This is a genomic window from Aromatoleum evansii (assembly GCF_012910805.1).
Classification (GTDB): Bacteria; Pseudomonadota; Gammaproteobacteria; order Burkholderiales; family Rhodocyclaceae; genus Aromatoleum; species Aromatoleum evansii.
Genome location: NZ_WTVK01000041.1, coordinates 1 through 18715 on the forward strand (window position 1 = coordinate 1; position 18715 = coordinate 18715).

Sequence of the window (18715 nt, forward strand, 5' to 3'; positions counted from 1 at the left end):
ACGTTGCTTGTTACAAACGTGCCACCACACGAGTTTTAGAAAAATCGGCCTGAAACCCGCATGAATACTGAGGCGACTTCGCCAAAATCGTCATTTTTCGGGCTGAACTGTCGAACTCCGGTGGCCAGCGGCTGAAGCGCCCGGGTTGATCCGGGAAGAGGTGACGCGGGACTCTTCGAGGGAGAGTCAGCTGGTCGGCCTGAGCGGAAGTTCAACTGGCTTGCGAAGTCGGTCAGCAATGCACCGAATAGCTGCCTGTGAGTACCGCTGAGCGATAAATCGTAACTGTAAGATCAGGTTTGTCCTTTAGAACTAATAGCGAGGTCGCCTAGCAGTAAGTGTTTCTAAGTACAGATTCACGCGAGGAAGTTCGGCTTTGAACTGTTCTATCTTATGCCGACGACTTCTCACCCAATCCGGCAACTCGTTAGTTTTAGTCTTTTTATCTTTCAAACGCTCCATAAGCATCGCGTATTGCCGTTGCCGGGTTATCCCCTGAATGCCAAGGATTTCCTCTAAGCACTTGAGCTCTTGGGGTAGAGGAAGAGCCCCTTGGGCAGCCGCGATGTTTTTGTCGGTAGCCTCTCCGAAGTAGATTTTCGGGAAATTCTCTTCAAGAAAACCATCATCGATAACGGACTGGCCCAAGAGAAACGCTCTCATGATCAGGCTTTGGAGCTCTCTCGCGTTCCCCGGCCATGAATATCGCAATAGTCGCTTGCGAGCGGAGAATTGTAGTCCGATCTGCATAGACCTTTTATTTTTCGCCAAATCCCTGTTAATCCGGTCGAAAATGCACTCTATGTCCTGTGGGCGCTCTCGGAGAGGTGGAATCAAAATGGGACTCCCCAGCCGCATCTGAAGGTCGAGCCGAAAGGAACCGTCCGCAACCAAATCCGATACCGGTTTATTGCTGGCTGCGAGAACTACGCCCGCGTACCCAACGGTTTCTTGCTCCTCCTCCCCCAAAGGGGAGAACTCGCCGTGCTCAATGACAGTTAGAAGCCGAAACTGCACCTCCAACGGATAAGAGTTGATCTCGTTGAGGAACACCGGGCGACTCTGCTTCTTCGCGATCCCGAAAATTCCGTCACGCCGGTTGGCTGCTCCGGTGAACGAGCCCTTTGCATGTCCGAAAAGTTGCGTCAGGATGAAACGGGTATCCGCCGTTACGCCGAAGCGAACGAAGGGCGATTGGACATGCCGGCTATCCAAGTAATCGATCAATTCATCTTTACCGGACCCCGTTTCCCCCTCTATGAGCAGGGCGATTACGCGGTACGATCCGTTCCGGGTCAGCTCCAGAGCCTTGCGATAAACGGACTCGAGCTCACCAACTCTTTTCGCAAGCGCCTCGTCATGGGTTACGAATTTGCCAAAGGTATGGAGCCGTCTGCTTTTCCTTTCCGAAATGACGTTAGCCGCGGTAGCTCCTTTCGTTACGCCGGAAGCTTTCAGGCGACCAGAGAGCTTTACCAGATCTGGTCGAACCCGGTCAAGAATGCTTGTTTTCACGGCAACGGGCGAAAAGCGTACAAATGGCTCCGATGGGGAGTCCAATTGCGCAAGACGGTCAATTACTTCGTCGCAAGTAATGATCGACTGGTTCTCCAACAACGACCGAACATGCTGGACAAGCGGAGTCATCACTTCATCGGTCAAGTCCACGCTTTCCGGCTCCCGCTCCGTCTCACTGAAAAGGTGCTCGAGAAATTGCCGTGCTGGAAAGTCTCGCGCTTTGCCTTTTTCGGCGTAAAGAGCAAAAACATGCGATTCGCTAACTATATCCAAAGCATGTGCCGCCCCAAGTTGTTCGGAAGCGAACTGCAGGGGCGTAACCGCCGAAGTAATCGAAATGACGGCAGGAGCCATCATAAGCTCCTTGGCTACCCCTGCCTCAAGTTCGTTACCGGATATTGAGAACGGACGCGGATCCGCAACCGGGACATCTTCCTTTCTCAAAGCGGATACGCATTCGCTTCCGATTGTCCGGTCATTGCTTAGTACGATGACGTTTCCGGGCTTGCCGCCGGATTTTCGATATCTCTCGATGCGCCTGAGGCACGACCATTTTCCCGGCCATGTCACATCGTCCGCCATGAGAGCTTCTTCGACCTTTTGGAGATTCGCGTCTACTTCGCCCCTGTCCTCCCCGCTCAGCGCCAAGCGGGTCATCGCGTCAAGCGTGAAGGCCATTCCGGCAGTAACTCCGCCGGGGAGTGGGGGTAGGCGAATGTCGCCCTGCAAAAAATGCTCAGTGAGCGGCTTCATTACCCGATCGCTCAACTCCATCCTCAACTGATCGGTAAAGTCATCACAGGTAAGGGTAAACCAAACGGCTGCTGAGTCGCGCTTCGATCGGTCACCCTTCTGGGAGAACCGGAGTAAGTATATGGACCTCGTCGCGTCGTTCGGTGGGCCGTCGAAACGTGCCAGTTTCACCTCGGTAAAGCCGAGCATCGAAACCAGGAAATCGCCTGGTTTAAGGGGAACGTCGCGACCTTCTTGTCCCCAGGCGCCACGAACGCGCGAATGCGCGATCGCGTGCAGGCGCTCGTTGATCTGCGCCGATGACAGCCATTTCAAAGCCCCTTTGTTCGGGCGTTCAAGAAGGGGATTCCTCTGCCCTCGCTCTTCGGCGACAACGAATAGTTCGTCGAAGGTGGGTGTCCCCCAATGTTTGCGGTCGCTTCGAAGTTTTCGGAAGCGGTCTTGGTAGTACCAGCAATCCAGGCGCCGTGCGGCATCGATTTCCAGGCTGCTGACCCTCCATCCATTTGGTGGTTCCCGGTTTATCTCGTCCAAAGGGGGATACATCCAAACGGATTCAACGGGCGTTACGCCGTAGGCAAAGACGCTGAAGGAATTGGGCTCGTCCATTGGTTTGTAGGAGCGCTCCTGGTTACCCAAGGGAATGATGCGGCTCAGCTCCGGCGTGAAGAGCGCCATTCGGTACGCCCTGTATTCCTCGACCAACTCTTTGCTGGACTTCTTGCGCGTGGCGTCGCACAGCACCCTATCCTGCACGAAGACCCGAATGGGTTGCGAACGTGGCCTGCCCAGAAAGGCCAGCAAGTCATCCGGGGCGCCAGGTAACGACGTGCCGGTCGGCCTGGCCTCTGGATTGCCCGTGGTTGCTTCGTCGATCCGCAGTTCCAGTAACTTCCGGTTCTTTTCATCAAGAAGGAAATCCATTGGAGCACCAATAGAACAAGGAAGTTCCTTAATATATCAGGAAAATCCTTACGATAGGAATCTTATATCAATGCCATGGTTGTTGATGGATACGCTTTACATTTCAATCGGTTATATGATCGTGCTGCACGGTGGCACGCTACATGCGTATAGAAAGGCGCTGCCTGTTTCCAGGCGGCAAGGGGACAGCAAATGCCCCCTGGCTACGACACGTTGGGCGGACTAAACCGGGATCTGCCCAAACTGTTCTCAATTTTCCGGTAAGGAGAAAATCATGGGATTGTTCAGCGCGATTGACGAATTCTTGTTTGGCCCTCCCGGCGAAGTCAGCGGGGTACTCGGATCGGTTGTTAATGCCGCACTCGAAAACCCAGGCAAAGCCGCACTCGTAGTTGGCGCGACGGTTGCAACTGGAGGCCTGGCTGCCGTAGCGGCCCCTACGCTTGCGGCCGTAGCCGGATCTGCCGGGTTGCTTGGCGCCGCGAGTACAGGAACGGCAATCAGCACCCTTTCTGGGGCAGCTCTAGCGAACGCTTCGCTAGCCGCCGTTGGAGGCGGGGCATTGGCGGCCGGTGGCGGAGGGATGGCGGCCGGTACGGCCGTTATTGCGGGAGCGGGAGCCGTGACGGGAGCAGGCGTTTCAACCGGCATGGCAGTTGCGAGCAATTAGGCACGAGTTATCAGTCCAGGGGGTCGTTCCGCCAGCGGCAGTGCGCCCCTCGTAGCCCCAGTTGCCACCGCGTTCGGAGCCGTGCGATTGGCTCTTCGTCTGAATATGAAATCCCGGATCTGACACCAAATGAATAGTTTCAGCCTTAGACGCCCTTGGCATGGAACGCTCGTGGATGCCCATCGCCACGGGCTTTACGACGTTTCCTCGGACTGGAGCCTTGCCGGGGTGCCTGTCGAGCAATGGTCGTACGATCCCCGGTTTCTCGCCCATGAGCGTCGGACGAAGTGGCTATTTGGAGACGAGCTTCGCGATGCCCTTCGGCCATGGATCGAATACTCGCGCGATGAGGGCGTGGGGACGGTGCTCGACTTTAGCGGCAAGCACGCAAGCGCGGATGTGGAATATGTCTACGGGACGTTCGGGGTGCGATCAAAAGTCACGGTGCTCTGGAACTCCTGGAGACCGGATATCCGGCCGAGTCCGGCGGTGATGATTCTTCCCGACGAGCGGGAGATCGGGCCCGAAGCGGCCGAAGCCGCGCGTGCTTTCCTCAAGTCGATGCCAGGAGGGCTGATAACGTTGCATGCAGGGGAGTCCGAGGCTCGCGCCAGAATCGGGAGATCCCGCCTGGGGCGATCAATCGTCGAATGGCTGGCCATGGAGTCCCTATTGGATTCGCGTACGCTGCTGGTACACGCGAATACGCTGAACTCGAACGATTTCGGTTTGATTGAGGATAGCGGAGCGGGTGTGGTCATGTGTCCTTTCACGAGGTCCGCGCTCTCCAATCCCGCTCCGACGGTACCTCAACGGGTGCGGGTTTTTTTCGGAACCGATGCTCCGTTGGTATCCGGAAACCGAAGCCTAATTGCCCAAGCCATAGCTGAGGCTGGGCGGTGGATAGCCTACGGATGTACCGAAATAGCTGCCGCGGAGAGCGCGGCGATTGCGCTGACGCGACCGCTAACGGGCGAACCGTGGGAAGTTTCCGGTACGGCGTCCGACTTGGCTGAATTTCTGTTTAACGACCTGATTAGGGAGAAATAAGTTGGGTGCAACCGGCCAATCAGCCAAACTGCTGGGCGAAACCTGGAAAAATCTGCTCCGGCTTGTTATGGAGCACGGCGATGACTCCGACCAGGAGATCAGGGAGGCCAGGGCGGTGACTGTGGATTTCACGGTCGAGACTTCGGACATTACCGAACTGGCGGAATACGGCCTCAAAGAAACCTTGTCCGAGATGCGCAAAGTTTTTTTCACGTCCGAACCAAACCGATTTGGGCATAGCTACAGATCCTGCTGGCGGGGGCCCTTCGGCAGAGAAGATCTTACCGACGTTATAGATCTGTTGAAGGATCAGCCGTCGACGAAGCGGGCGCTACTCGTATTCGTTGATCCGACGGGGAAGAAGGTTCCGTGCGTCAACGCGATACATTTCCTCATCCGCCATGGACGCCTGGATCTGAGTTATTTCGCGCGGGGACAAGACGTTTATCTAAAGTTCTGCGCGGACGCAATCTGCGTCCACGATTTCGGCGCGGTGGTTTCCGAGGCGCTCGGCATCAGAATCGGAACAATAACCGGCACCATAAGCTCAGCCCATATCTATCGGAAAGATTTTGAGCGAGTCGAATCCATACTCAATCCGGCACGAAAATGACGATAAGAAAAATTCTATTTGTAGTACCGCGCTCGCTGAATCCCAAGCAAATGTATAAGGAATACCCGCTCGGCGTTGGATTTATCGGTACGATACTGCAAGAGCGCGGCTACGAAGTGGCGGTTTTCGATCAAAACGCCGAGGGAGGGGACGAGAGTCTGCTGTGGGAGAGGGTTTCCTCATTTGAGCCGGACGTGGTCGGGTTTTCCATCATCACGCCGAATTATCCGGTGGCGCGCCTGCAAATTGCGGAAATGAAGCGTCGTCATCCCGAGACGGTCGTTATTGCCGGTGGCATCCACGTAAATCTGTTTCCCAACGATGTATTGTCGGACGGGGCGGACGTTGCGGTGCTCGGAGAGGGCGAGTACACCGTATACCGATTGTTGGAGGCGCTGGGCGCTGGGCGTCCGCTTGGGGACATTCAAGGGGTGGCGTTCGCGGAAAACGGTTCGGTTCGCATGAACCCCAAAGATCCGCGCCCTTTGAGTATCGACGAGTTGCCAATTATCGATCGCAACCTGTATCGGCTCGAGTTATACAACCATCATTCGATGGTGGCTTCGCGAGGCTGCCCCTACAACTGTACCTTTTGCTGCAACTATACGGGTACCGTCCTTGTAAAGGGCGTCGCTGTTTCAGGGCACGAGAGGGTTATCCGGGAAATGGCCCTTCTGGAGAGGGATTTCGGCGCCAAGGAGATTTTTTTTGCTGACGACATTTTCTTTCTGAAGAAGAAAAGCATCGTGACGTTCTGCGAGGAATATGCCGCGACAGGCCTCAGTGCATCGTGGATCGGCCAGTTGAGGGCGGACTCGATGGATTCGTCCGTGGCCGAAGCGATGGCGTCGGCTAATTGCCGACGGGTTTACTTCGGGATAGAGAGCGGTTCCGACGAAATATTGAATCGGGCTAGCAAACGAACGACAGTCGAAAAGATGCTTTCCGGGGTTCAATCCGCGTCCAATGCCGGTATCCGGGTCAAAACCGGATGGATTTACGGCCTTCCCGGTTCCCTGGCAGAACAGCGGAAATCCATCGATCTCATGCTACGCATGCGTCCCCATGAAATATCAATCCATCAGCTGATCCCATTTCCGGGAACTGCCTACTATTCCCGCCCACAGGATTTCGGTATCCGGATAAAAGACCCGAAGGATTTCGAGAGCTTTTGCTATGGCGGTATAGGCGACAATATTTCATTCGAATATATGTCGCCATCCGAAATGATCGCTCTGCTCGAGAAAACGGCAACCGCCTTGGAACGTGAAGGCTACGTGAGCAGCGACATCGCAACGCCGGAGGACGAGTTCATCTTCTCCTCCCCGTTACACCAAAAATCAATGAACGTATTCAGAAATAAGTCGTAACCAAGGGTTTGACGATGAAATATCGTGAATTAGGTTCCGTAGATGTAATGGCCACCATCGGGCCCACGCTGGAGACGGCGGAAAGCATTGCTTCGGCGATTGATGCCGGGGCGGGATGGTTCCGATTCCCGACGGGCTACCGTAACCGGGACCATGTCGCGCATGCCCTGCTCGTTCGGAAGGTGGCTGAAAGCAAGGGGGCTGACGTGAAAATCCTCTTCGATCTTCCGTCGGAGCGCTTGAGACTGGGAAGTATCTCCCCGCGGGAGGTTGCACCGGGGGTCGAACTTTCATTTTCCGACTCCGACGGAGAGTGTTCCGGCGATCATGTCGGAATTCCGGGGCTGGACAAACTCAGAGGGACTGTCACGCCCGGTCATCGCGTCTTGGCGCTTGACGGCCGGATTGTCCTGCGGGTCGTGGATTTCGGCTCCGGACTCATGCGTACCGTCGTTGAGCGTGGAAGCGGTCGGTTGCAAACCAGTAATTCGGTCGTCTTTCCAGATAGCAGTGCCGATTTTTCCTTGTTTGAACCAGCCGATGTCGAGCTATTGCGCAAAGCAGAGGCCGCTGGCCTCGTCCCGGACTGGATAGCGCTTTCCATGGTGACGTCGGTCGGGCAATTTAACTCGGCCGTAACGGCACTGCGGGATTTTTTGCCGAATTCGGTTCGATTCATGGCAAAGCTGGAAACGCGGGAAATCATCCTCGACTGCGAGGGAATTGTCCAGGCTTCCGACGGCATAATGGTCGCACGCGGCGATCTCGGCTTGGTGGTCAAGCCGGAGGATATGCCGCAAATCCAAGAGAGGCTTGTCGAAATTGCTAAAGCGAAAGGCAAGCCCGTCATCGTGGCTACCCAATTCCTCGAAAACTTCGCTTCAAGCGGCGTGCCGCAGCGTTGCGAGCTGACCGACCTTGCCACCGCGGCGTGGCAAGGGGCGTCGGGGATAATGCTCGGCAAAGAGACCGTGTTTAGCGACCATCCGATCGAGAGCATCGGGCTCGCGACCCGATGTCTGAAGGCAGCCTCCCGGATTCGACTGCCTATCGCCTTGTTCCTACGCGAACCACGGAATTTGTTTCCGGGAGGCTCGTCGCCGCTAATTGCCATCGAAGGGGGCAACGGGGTGGGGAAGACGACACTCATAGAGCGCCTCCGGGCAACGCACCCGGACTGGACGATTCGCCGGGGGGTTCCGGACGCATGGATGGAGCCGCAAATGAAAATGCGGATGATTCGAGACGCGGACTGGATGGCGTCCGCCTTTTACTTCTTTTCCGGTTCCATGGAGCTCAAGCGCGAGCTGGCAGAATTTATCCAACGGCAAGTTTCGTCACCCAAAATTTGCCTGGACCGTAGTCTTTGGTCGACCCTTGCGGTACACGTGGGCCACGATCCGAAACGTCTGGCTCAATTGATGCCGATGCTCGAATTGATGGGTGGCCACGTTTGCGTGCCGAACAAAACCGTTGTTCTGATGGCATCGCCAGAAACGTTGCGGCGACGGGTCTCGGAAAAGGAACCATCCGAGCGCGTATTCGACGAGCTAACCCAAAGCTATGATTATTGGGAACAGGAATCTGCCTTCTACCATTGGTTGCAGGAGGCTGTCGCCGAGGTTGGGTTACCTCAATTCCAGGTCGAAATCGTGAATACCGATGACCTGTCGTCCGATGAAGTCGTCGAATGTGTTGATAGGTTGATTTCATGATGCAAAAAAACATTCCCCTCGTAACCTCGAATGCCGCGAAGTACGCGCTTTTTCAGCCGATCCTGGAGATGCTTGGCGTTGAATTGGTCACGCCGCCCCAATCCTGTCATGAAATTCAATCCGACGACTGGGTCGAAATCATCAAGGAGAAGGCCCGCGCTGCGGCCCGATCCCTCGGTCGCCCCTGCATCGTGGACGATGCGGGACTCCTGCTCGATGCCTACCCCGGATTCCCCGGCGCCTATACGAAGTCGGTAATCCGATCGCTTGGAAGCGATGGGTTGGTCAGGCTTTTGAATAATCAAAGCCCGTCCGGGCGTCTCATCGCGAATCTTGCATGTTCAGACGGCGTCGAATGCCTTCACTGGATGGGGAGCGTTCAGGGCAGTCTCGTCCCGAGCGAAGTTCGCGGCGAAGGTCCGGGGCCGCTACATGAGTGGTTCCAACCGACAGTTAAAGGGCCGTTTGCCAAGTCACTTCATCGATTGAGGGCTTGGCAGGCGCTGGAGCGCGATTGGCACCTTTTGTGCGAGAAGGGATGGGCCTACCCGGCCGACGGCGATCCATTTTGCTACACGCGGGGGCCGACCTCGGGTTCGTGCGTGTTCTGTGTGGAACTCTCTGGCGACCCAGGCTCGGTTTTTGAGCAACTGTCGGGGGGGGTGCCGAGGGACAGGGTAGTTCACATCAGCACATCGTTTGTGCTCTTGCCACCGTTGGGCCAGTTCATGGAGGGCGGGTTGTTGCTTCTCACCCGTAAGCATGTGAAAAGTATGGCGCACCTTGAAGCTGGGCAGGTTTCAGAATTGGAGGATCTGATGTCGGAAGTGACGACGAAACTCTGTGGCGCGTATGGCTCGAATCCCGTTTTTTTCGAACATGGGCCTGGACGCGGACGGGGGAAATCTACGTGCTGCGTGGAGCACGCGCATCTGAATATTTTCCCGGCGGATGTGGATTTAATGCCACTCCTTGGACAATTTCCTGGTCATGAAATCGGTTCGCTCAATGAACTCGCCTCGCTGCGTGACAATGACGATGATTACATATTTGTGCAGCATAGAGACGGCACGCGCACAGTCCATTTCTCAGAGGACTTCCCGTCCCAATTCATTCGCCGGGAAATCACCAGGCAACTCGGATATCCGGAGCGATGGCATTGGCGGGACTATCCGGGGATAGCGGAACTGCGCGCCACATACGACGGGCTTCAGGGGGGATTCGCCGAACATGTCTCTTTCTGAGGATTTCTACGGCATTCCCGAGAGCGATCCCGGCTTGTATGCCTCACGCGACATTGACGCTATTGCCCGGCGCTGGGACTCTAAGGCCGCTCAATGGGACTCCGGATTGGAAAGCGAGTCCTGTCACCTTAATGACGGTGACGCTTACGGGCGTTTTGTCGAATTGGGTCGGCGCTTGGTGCTGGATCGGCAGGAATTGTGCTCGGCGGGCAGCCTCGTCGATCTGGGTTGCGGAACCGGTAGCGTACTTGCTGGACTTTCCATCCATTTCGGAAACGCCATCGGAATCGACATAAGCCGCGAGATGCTAAATGTCGCTGCTTCGAAAAATATTCGGAACGCGGAGTGGCGGTTGGAGGACGTTTTCGAGGGGACTTGGAGCGGGATGAGGCACGCCGCAGTGCTTTCCAGGGGGATACTCCTTTCTCACTACGGTAACGAATTGGCGTGCCTGCTCATCGCGCAGACCGTTAAGGCGCTTACGCCAGGTGGGTTCGCGTTGTTCGACTTCCTTTCCGTGGAGGCACCGGAGGCTACCAAGATACTCGCGCCCAATAAGACGTATTTCTGTCCCGATTGGCTCGTCGACCAAGCGAAGCGCTTGGGCTCAAGCGGTGCAGCAGTGGCAGGAGACTCCATTTCAAGGGTTCGTTATTTGATCCTGAAAGATTAGTTCTGGTTCACGAAGTGCAACTTGCCAATATGCGGATGCTTATTTATCGATTGAAGCTCTCACTGACTTGCTAATAGGTAGCTTTCTGCCGAACAGAATCGACAAAGCAGGTACCTGCAAATGATCACGAAGGGAAGGTGCCATCCTTCGCCACTGACGAAAGCGGCGGCTCAGGCTGGATAATTCATCAATGGCGGCAATTTGCTCGATACCCGCCATTCAACAGAGCTAGCGCCACCGTCAGCAAAGGCCGACGACCTGCCAGTCGCCCCCTGAAAGGCAAGGTTGCCCCTTCGCGCAACTGAATCCGAGCGCGAGTCGTCGACTCTAGTTGTTCGGAGTTCCGGTCGTGCGCGGGAGGCTGGGCCTCGCCAGCAGCGCGCCGAACCTGGACAGGTAGATCCCGAACGCCGCCGCCCACAGCAGCGCGGCCGCCGCGATCGCCAACGCGCGGATCTGGGGCATCGACAGCGCGAGCCGCGCGATCGCCGCGGTGAAGACGAGGGCGCAGGCGACGCGCATCGCCGTCGGCAGCTTGAGCGGGCGGCCGGTATGGCGAAGGCTCACGCGGGTCATCAGCCCGAGCATCATCATGCCGAGGCTCCCCACCGTGAAGGCGTGTAGCCACGCCGCGTCGGCAACCAGGCCGGTGAGCGCCGCGAGCGCCTTGAGCGCGAAGGCGAGGATCAGCCATGCAAAGCCGAGATGCATGACGAGGAGAAGAGGCACGTCGGCCACGCGCCAGCCCTGCCAGCGCGCGACGCGCCAGGCGTGCACGAGGGTGCAGCCGAGGGCGGCGAGGCCGACCCAGCGGGGCGGCGCGCCGGCGAGGTCGAGCGCCGCGAGCACCACGACGAGACCGACCGCGGTGACGTCGAGCCACATCCGGAACGGCGTCTGATCGCCGCGGCCTTTCTCGCGCAGCGCATTGCCGGTGAAGATCGGCGTCAGCACCCCGCCCTTGAGCACGTACAAGGTGAGGATCGTGTAGAGGCCGCCGTGCAGCGCGACTCCGGCGAAGGCCTGATTGCCGGCGCCGATACCCAGATGAAATGCGAGGTTCGCCGCGAAGAAGGCTGCGAGAACCGGTAGCAGCAACAGATACAACCGGTTCGCCGCCCGCAGCAGTTGCGGTGCGACCGTGGCGAACACCAGCGGAAACAGCAGGCAGTCGGCCGCTGCGGCAAAGCCGGCGGGCAGCAGCGGCATCGCCCAGAACGCGAGCCGGCCCGCGAGCCACGCGGCGACGAGCAGTGCGAGACGGCCGCCGTGGATTTCCGCGGTGCCGGCCCAACTCGGCAGCGCGGTCAGCACGATGCCGAGGATGATCGCGGTGGAGAATCCGAAGATCATCTCGTGACCGTGCCACAGCGCCGGCGGCATGTCGCCGACGGGGCCGCTCCACACGCCGAACCAGGCGCCGAGCCAGGCGCACATCAGCAGCGGCGCGTACAGCGTGCCGAGCAGGAAGAACGGGCGGAATGCGCTCACCCATAGCGCTGCCGGGAACAAGCGGGATGCGGTCGCGAACATTTCGTTGGCCGTGAAATTGTTTGGACCGCTTCAGTCTAGGGGCGATGCGGGGCGGAGTTTCTGTCCGGCGTCAAAAGTGGTGGTGATGGGGTGTTTTTTTGGTTCAGCGCGCCTTCCCAGGAAAGACGCGATGAACCAAAAAAAGGCCGGTGCAGGCCGTTCATGGAAACCATGATGCGCCTGACACCGGCAAAATCCGCGTTCGGTCGTAAATGGAGTGAAACTGCCGAAACGCGGGCGGGCATCGCACGCAATGTGCGAAGGCCCAGGAGGACGGAAAGTTCACATTGCAAGGCGATCGTTACGTATCCTCGGTCAGGAAATTGCCGCCGGGGGCGGCGAGGCGTTCCGGTGGGGCCTCGACCTCGTCCTTGAGCAGGACGCCGGAAAGGTGCCGGCCGCGGGCTTCTGTCATCAGGTAAAGCAGCTTGTGTGCCGCAAGCTCGAAACTCATGCCTTCCCGCCGCACGTTGGAGATGCAGTTGCGGCGGGCGTCGGTCGTGCCGACCGCAGGCTGCCACGTAAGATAGAGCCCCATGCTGTCGGGCGAACTCAGGCCGGGACGCTCGCCGACCAGGACGACGACCATGCGCGCCCGCAGCGCGACCGCGATCTCGTCACCGATCGCGACGCGGCCCTGTTCGGCGATGACGAGCGGGGCGATCCTCCAACTCTCGGCCGGCACGCGCGGGAGCATCACGTCCAGAAAGGCGAGGGCGTTTTGTTCGATGGCGAAGGCGGACAGGCCGTCCGCGATCACGAAGGCGACATCGAAGTCCTTGCCGCCGGGCGCGCGATACGTTTCCAGACGCTCGCGCGAAGCCGCGTCGAGCCTGCGGCCGAGGTCCGGCCGCTTCAGGTAGGTCGGGCGATCGGCCGCCGCGCTGTGCACCGTCACGACCCCGAGGCCGCGCTCGACCAGTCCGGCGCGCAGCGGCTCGATCGCGAGCGTGTGATGGACGGCATCGCGGGCCCGCGCGTGGGCGAACTGGAAGTCGAGGTGGGGTTGGGTCGGCAGGCTGCTGCCGGCGCGGCCCAGCGCGATGCGGGCCTGCGTGAAGCGGCGCAGCGTCCCCCAGGCGTCGGGGATGACGGTATCGGTGATCCGGTCGGTCATGGCCGCGTCCTCAGCTCAGGTTCGCCAGCGCGCGACGGAAGGGGCCGGGAAGGTCCTTGGCGAGCCTCATGGCCTCACCCGGCGCGAAGATGCCGACCTTGCGCAGCCATGCCTCGAACTCCGGCGCCGGGCGCAGGCCGAGTACCTGGCGGATGTACATCGCGTCGTGGAAGGACGTCGTCTGGTAGTTCAGCATCACGTCGTCCGAGCCGGGGATGCCCATCACGAAGTTGATGCCCGCGACCGACAGCAGGGTCAGCAGCATGTCCATGTCGTTCTGGTCGGCTTCGGCGTGGTTGGTGTAGCAGACGTCGCAGCCCATCGGCACGCCGAGCAGCTTGCCGCAGAAGTGGTCTTCGAGGCCCGCGCGGATGATCTGCTTGCCGTCGTACAGGTATTCGGGCCCGATGAAGCCGACGACGGTATTGACGAGAAAGGGTTTGAACTTGCGCGCCACCGCGTAGGCACGCGCTTCGCACGTCTGCTGGTCGACGCCGTGGTGGGCGTTGGCCGACAGGGCGCTGCCCTGACCGGTCTCGAAATACATCACGTTGTCGCCGACGGTGCCGCGCTTGAGCGACAGCGCGGCCTCGCGTCCTTCGGCGAGCACGGCGAGGTTGATGCCGAAGCCGGCGTTCGCGGCCTCGGTGCCGGCGATCGACTGGAACACGAGATCGACCGGCGCACCGCGATTGATCGCCTCGATGCTGGTCGTGACGTGAGTCAGGACACAGGACTGGGTCGGGATCTCGTATTTTGTGATGATCGCGTCGAGCATGCGGATCAGCGTCGTCACCGCCGAGACGCTGTCGGTCGCGGGGTTGATGCCGATCACCGCGTCGCCGCTGCCGTACATCAGGCCGTCGACGATGCTGGCGGCGACGCCGCTCGGTGCGTCCGTCGGGTGGTTCGGCTGCAGGCGGGTGGAGAGCCGCCCCGGCAATCCGATCGTGTTGCGGAAGGCCGTGACGACGCGACACTTCTTGGCGACGAGGATCAGGTCCTGCACGCGCATGATCTTGCTGACGGCGGCCGCCATCTCGGGCGTCAGACCCGGCGCCAGCGCGGCGAGAGCGGCCTCGTCGGCCTCCTCGGACAACAGCCAGTTGCGGAAGTCGCCCACGGTCAGGTGGCTGACCGGCGCGAACGCCGCGGCATCGTGCTCGTCGATAATCAGCCGGGTGACTTCGTCGATCTCGTACGGGATCAGCGCCTCGACGAGAAAGCGACGCAGCGGCAGCTCGGCCAGTGCCATTTGCGCAGCGACACGCTCTTCGTCGCTGGCGGCCGCGATCCCCGCGAGGTAGTCGCCCGAACGGGCCGGCGTCGCCATGGCCATCAGGCTCTTGAGGTCCGCGAAGTGGTAGGTATGCCCATCCACAGTATGCGAGTAGCGGGTCATGGGGGCGGTATCCGATTCCAAAACAGTTTGTTGCGGCCCGCCGCCGACGCAGCGGGCCTTGTCGTGAGCGGATTTCTCAATTGGCCTTGTAGACTGCGGCGGCCTGGAATTCGACTTCCATTTCTTCGCGGGATTCCAACATGTCGTCCAGCGGCGCGACTTCGCGCTGGTGGCGGGTCAGGTGGAACACGACGTAGCCGGCAGCCATCAGGCCGAAGAACAGCGCGGCGATGAGCGGGTTGTAGTAGATCATCGTGACCAGACACACGACGGCCGCCAGCAGCGCGAAGCCCGGGAACCACGGATACAGCGGGGCCGAGAAGGGACGCGGCATGCCCGGCTCCGAGCGGCGCAGCTTGAAGAGCGCCGCCATGCTGATGATGTACATCACGATCGCGCCGAACACGGACATCGTGACGACGTTCGCGGTGAGCGTCTGGCCGCCGAACTTGATCAGCTCGTCGCTATAGATCGCTGCGATGCCGACCGCGCCGCCCGCGAGGATCGCGCGGTGGGGGGTCTTGAAGCGCGGATGCACCTTGGCGAAGAAGGCCGGCAGGTAGTTGGCGCGCGCCTGGGCGAAGATCTGTCGCGAATAGCCGAGGATGATGCCATGGAAGGACGCGATCAGCCCGAAGAGCCCCAGCCAGACCAGCATGTGCGTCCAGCCGCTGTTTTCGCCGACGATCGATTTCATGGCCTGAGGCAGCGGATCGTTGATGTTCGACAGCTTGGTCCAGTCGCCCGAACCTCCGGCGAAGGTCATCACGCCGATGGCCAGCACGAGCAGCGTGAGGATCCCCGTGACGTAGGCGATGGGAATCGAGCGCTTCGGATCCTTGGCTTCCTCGGCCGCCATCGCGACGCCTTCGATCGCGAGGAAGAACCAGATCGCGAACGGCACCGCGGCGAACATGCCGGGAATTGCGGCCAGGCTGAATTCGTCCTGGCCGGCCCAGCCGCCCTTGGTGAAATTGGCGAGCGAGAATCCGGGCGACACGACGCCCATGAACACGAGCAATTCGAAGATCGCGATCACCGTCACGCACAATTCAAAGGTCGCAGCGATCTCGACGCCGATGATGTTGAGCGCCATGAAGATGATGTACGCGCCGACCGCTGCATCCTTGGGATTCAACTCCGGGAATTGCACGTTCAGGTAGGCGCCGATTGCGAGTGCGATCGCGGGCGGTGCGAATACGAATTCGACGAGCGTTGCGAAACCGGCGAGATAACCGCCCGCCGGGCCGAAAGCGTGACGACCATAGGCGAACGGGCCGCCCGCATGCGGAATTGCGCTCGTGAGTTCGGTGAAACTGAAGATGAAGGTCGTGTACATCGCCGCGATGAAAATCGAGGTGATGACGAATCCCAATGTGCCGGCCGAAGCCCAGCCGTAACTCCAGCCGAAATATTCCCCGGAAATAACCAGTCCGACCGCAATGCCCCACAGTTGCCAGGTATTCAGGGTCTGCTTCAATTCGTGGTGGCTGACCTTTCCCATGTGCAGGCCATGTCTTTCTTGTGTCATTTTGTGTGCTCCTCCATCAATATTTTTTTAGAATTGCCGCGACACCGACACGAGCAATCGTGGCCGCGCCGCATCGACGGTGTCTCCGTTGCCGGTCAGGGATGCGTAGTTTTCGAACGCCTTGGGCTCGGTCGTGCGCGAGTAGGCGATTCCGACGCTCCAGTTCGAAGGCAGGGATTTCGTGACGCCGATGCGGTAGTAACTCCAGTCGAGCCCTTTGCCATGGGCAATCCACTGGTGTCCGATTTGGCCGTTCGCGGCCCAGCCGTCGCCGATATCCTGATTCACGGTCAACTCGACGTACTGCGAGCCCCGCGTGGAGCCGGTGACGCCTGCCGACGGGGCCGTGGCGGAGAAGACGCCGGGGCCGGAGTTGTTTTCGTTCCAGCCGTAGAACTTGCTCAACGTCCGGCCGTACTTGAGGGACACTGATTTATAGGTCGCACCGACGTAGGCCTCCAGCGTGTTCGGGCTGGAACCCGTGAAGGTGTTGCCATCCAACGCGTCCGCGTAATCGCCGCCGGGGTAGTAGACGTAGATCAGGCCGAGATCGAGACCGAGACCTTCGACACCGGGCAGCGGCGTCCGAAAACCCCCGTAGACGTCGAGTTCCAGATTCGCACCGGGAATCCACCGTTCGGTCACGTTCGACCCCCAGGCGCCCAGGTACGCACCGGACTCGTGCTGCATTTCGACGCCGACCTGCAGCGCGGGTTTGCCGAAGGTCTGCGTCAGGCCGCGCCAGATATAGTCGTTGGCTAGGGTTGCCGAACCGGAAACGGTGATTCCGGATGGGCTCTCGTTCGCGTCGGCTGCCACGGCCGCGGAAAACTGAAATGCAAGGCCAATCAACATCAACGCCCGAATGCCTTTGGTGCGAGGCAATGTGTTCTTGATTTCCATGGATTTCCTTACGGTGCTTACCTGCGCCAGGACATCTGCCGCAGCGTAAGGCGTAAGTTAAGAATCCGGCTTTCTTCGCGCTATCCGATATCGGCATTTTTCAAGTTGGCTCGGGAAGCGCGCTGCGCCTATCACTTCGGCGACAGGACTGGGGTAGGGCCGGGGATGGATCGGAACCGGCGCTCCGCGACTATCCGAATTCGGCAGATTTAGCGGAAAGGCGTTGCATCGAAGACAATCTTCCGGGGCTTGCAATATCGCCGTCGCTTTACGCTATTCTTCACAAATGCCGTCACGCTGCGCGCGGCACCCGACGGTTCGTCGCATTGCAATATCGGCCGCCCTGACCGGGACTCAACGGGGTAGAGATGCTTCTTTCCATCGCCAGCCAAGACGTCGACGAGCAGGCTGCCCGACTCCGCGGGTGGCACCAGACTTACGCCCAGATGTCGCCCGGACGCTTTGCCGGCACCTATACCGAAGTCCGATTCGACGATGTCCATCTCTTCGTCGAGTACACGAGTAAAGGTCTCTTTCAGAGTGGGGAACTGAGCGAGGCGGTCGTTGCCCTCGGCGTGCCGCTGCAGCTTTGCGGCTCGGGAGTTTTTTGCGGCGCAATAACCAACGACACGACCGTGCACCACTTTTCGGGGGACGGCGGGTTCGAGTTCTATTCGCCGGCCGACCTGGTGATGGGCGGCGTCGTCCTCTCCCGGGACCGCGTACTTTCCGCGCTCTCCGACGACGAAGCGGCTTCGGTCGAAACGTCGCTCGACCATCCGCACCTCAGCGTCGTTCAGGCCGGCAAGATCGCCGTCATGCGCGAATTCCTGCGCGGCTTCTTCGAAATGCTGGAGAACGCCCCGCGCCTCATGGACAACGCCCCGCTGCAGCGTTCGCTGCGGGACTCGGTCATTTCCAACGTCACCGAGCTACTGGTCGACGATGCTCATCCAGAAGGCGAACTGATTTCCCTGTCGAAACGCTGGCAAATCGTCGCCCGCGCCCGCGACTTCATCCTCAGCCGACCGGAATCCCCGACCTCCATCCTCGACGTGTGCAAGGCCATCGGCGTCAGCCGGCGCACGCTGCAATACTGCTTCCAGGACGTATTGAACCTGAATCCGATCGCCTTCCTCCGGATGGTCCGGCTCAACGGCGTTCGCGGCATGCTTCGCACCTGCGCGTCCGTCTCCGAAGCCGCCACCTATTGGGGTTTCTGGCATTTCGGGCGTTTTTCGCAGGACTACAGGCAGTTGTTCGGGGAGCTGCCGTCGGAAACTTATCGCCGATTTAACGGGAAGGGCTAATTTCCCGGTCGGCGGATGGCCGTCGCTGCGCACACGGCGTTTTTCCGGAGCGGATGACGACGGGCCCGCGCACGGACGTTCCGTGGTGCGGGCCCGATCAGGGCGCGGCCTGGCACGTAGGTAGGGCTGCCGCAGCTATGCAAACAGCATTAACGAGAGAACAAACGCATTGATGATCATGCACTTGCGCACCCATTGCGGGGGACGTTTTCTCCGAGCGAAGGATGAACGTCGTTGCGCACGTGTCCGCTTCCTGGAGCGCGGGGTCTTGCCGAACCGGACGACACCGCGCCCTCCCCGCGATGGGGGGGGGCGAGAAGGGGCTCGATGTGGGTTAATTGACCCACCGCAGCACCTGTCGAACGCGCGGCTCACGCAGCGCCTGGTCC

The 18715-nt window shown here is 59.5% G+C and carries 13 protein-coding genes; 7 read left to right on the forward strand and 6 right to left on the reverse strand.

The features are described from left to right. Window positions 1-312: 312 nt before the first annotated feature. Window positions 313-3195 (reverse strand): sigma-54-dependent transcriptional regulator, encoded by a 2883-nt coding sequence (locus GO615_RS19220; RefSeq protein ID WP_169130993.1) that lies wholly within the window; start codon window positions 3193-3195, stop codon window positions 313-315. Between the two features lie 841 nt (window positions 3196-4036). On the opposite strand from GO615_RS19220, the gene GO615_RS19230 reads away from it, so the two are divergent. The 6 genes from GO615_RS19230 to GO615_RS19255 are packed head-to-tail and all read left to right on the forward strand — an operon-like array spanning window position 4037 to window position 10530. Continuing rightward, window positions 4037-4915 (forward strand): hypothetical protein, encoded by an 879-nt coding sequence (locus GO615_RS19230; RefSeq protein ID WP_169130997.1) that lies wholly within the window; start codon window positions 4037-4039, stop codon window positions 4913-4915. Window position 4916: 1 nt separating this feature from the next. Further along, window positions 4917-5528: a thymidylate synthase gene (locus tag GO615_RS19235; RefSeq protein ID WP_169130999.1), complete on the forward strand. Its 612-nt coding sequence runs from the start codon at window positions 4917-4919 to the stop codon at window positions 5526-5528. Beyond that, window positions 5525-6898 carry a B12-binding domain-containing radical SAM protein gene (locus GO615_RS19240; protein ID WP_169131001.1) on the forward strand — a complete coding sequence of 458 codons (1374 nt, stop codon included), beginning with the start codon at window positions 5525-5527 and terminating at the stop codon, window positions 6896-6898. The genes GO615_RS19235 and GO615_RS19240 overlap by 4 nt, the downstream gene beginning before the upstream one ends. A gap of 14 nt (window positions 6899-6912) precedes the next feature. Further along, the gene (locus tag GO615_RS19245; RefSeq protein WP_169131003.1) at window positions 6913-8613 is read left to right on the forward strand and encodes a pyruvate kinase; all 1701 of its coding nucleotides are present in this window, start codon (window positions 6913-6915) and stop codon (window positions 8611-8613) included. Beyond that, a complete protein-coding gene (locus tag GO615_RS19250; RefSeq protein WP_169131005.1) occupies window positions 8610-9857 on the forward strand; it encodes a non-canonical purine NTP pyrophosphatase in 1248 nt (415 codons plus the stop codon). Before GO615_RS19245 ends, GO615_RS19250 begins: the two co-directional genes overlap by 4 nt. Continuing rightward, entirely contained in the window at window positions 9844-10530 is a 687-nt protein-coding gene (locus tag GO615_RS19255) for a class I SAM-dependent DNA methyltransferase (RefSeq protein WP_169131006.1), read from the forward strand. The genes GO615_RS19250 and GO615_RS19255 overlap by 14 nt, the downstream gene beginning before the upstream one ends. 327 nt (window positions 10531-10857) lie before the next feature. Here the strand turns inward: GO615_RS19255 and GO615_RS19260 are convergent, their stop codons facing one another. The 5 genes from GO615_RS19260 to GO615_RS19280 all read right to left on the reverse strand — a co-directional run bounded on the left by GO615_RS19260 (window position 10858) and on the right by GO615_RS19280 (window position 17016). Further along, the gene (locus tag GO615_RS19260) at window positions 10858-12021 is read right to left on the reverse strand and encodes an NnrS family protein (protein ID WP_339380086.1); all 1164 of its coding nucleotides are present in this window, start codon (window positions 12019-12021) and stop codon (window positions 10858-10860) included. 343 nt (window positions 12022-12364) lie between these two features. Further along, window positions 12365-13180, reverse strand: a complete 816-nt coding sequence (gene eutC, locus GO615_RS19265; protein ID WP_169131010.1) for an ethanolamine ammonia-lyase subunit EutC — start codon at window positions 13178-13180, stop codon at window positions 12365-12367. Window positions 13181-13190: 10 nt separating this feature from the next. Then, window positions 13191-14582, reverse strand: coding sequence for an ethanolamine ammonia-lyase subunit EutB (locus GO615_RS19270; RefSeq protein WP_169131012.1), 1392 nt, complete (start codon window positions 14580-14582; stop codon window positions 13191-13193). A gap of 76 nt (window positions 14583-14658) precedes the next feature. Then, the gene (eat, locus tag GO615_RS19275) at window positions 14659-16113 is read right to left on the reverse strand and encodes an ethanolamine permease (protein ID WP_169131014.1); all 1455 of its coding nucleotides are present in this window, start codon (window positions 16111-16113) and stop codon (window positions 14659-14661) included. Window positions 16114-16140: 27 nt separating this feature from the next. Continuing rightward, complete coding sequence (locus GO615_RS19280) at window positions 16141-17016, reverse strand: TorF family putative porin (protein ID WP_169131016.1); 876 nt, start codon at window positions 17014-17016, stop codon at window positions 16141-16143. A 368-nt stretch (window positions 17017-17384) separates the two neighbouring features. Between GO615_RS19280 and GO615_RS19285 the strand changes: the two genes are divergently transcribed. Continuing rightward, complete coding sequence (locus GO615_RS19285) at window positions 17385-18326, forward strand: helix-turn-helix domain-containing protein (protein ID WP_169131018.1); 942 nt, start codon at window positions 17385-17387, stop codon at window positions 18324-18326. The last annotated feature ends 389 nt before the right edge of the window (window positions 18327-18715 follow it).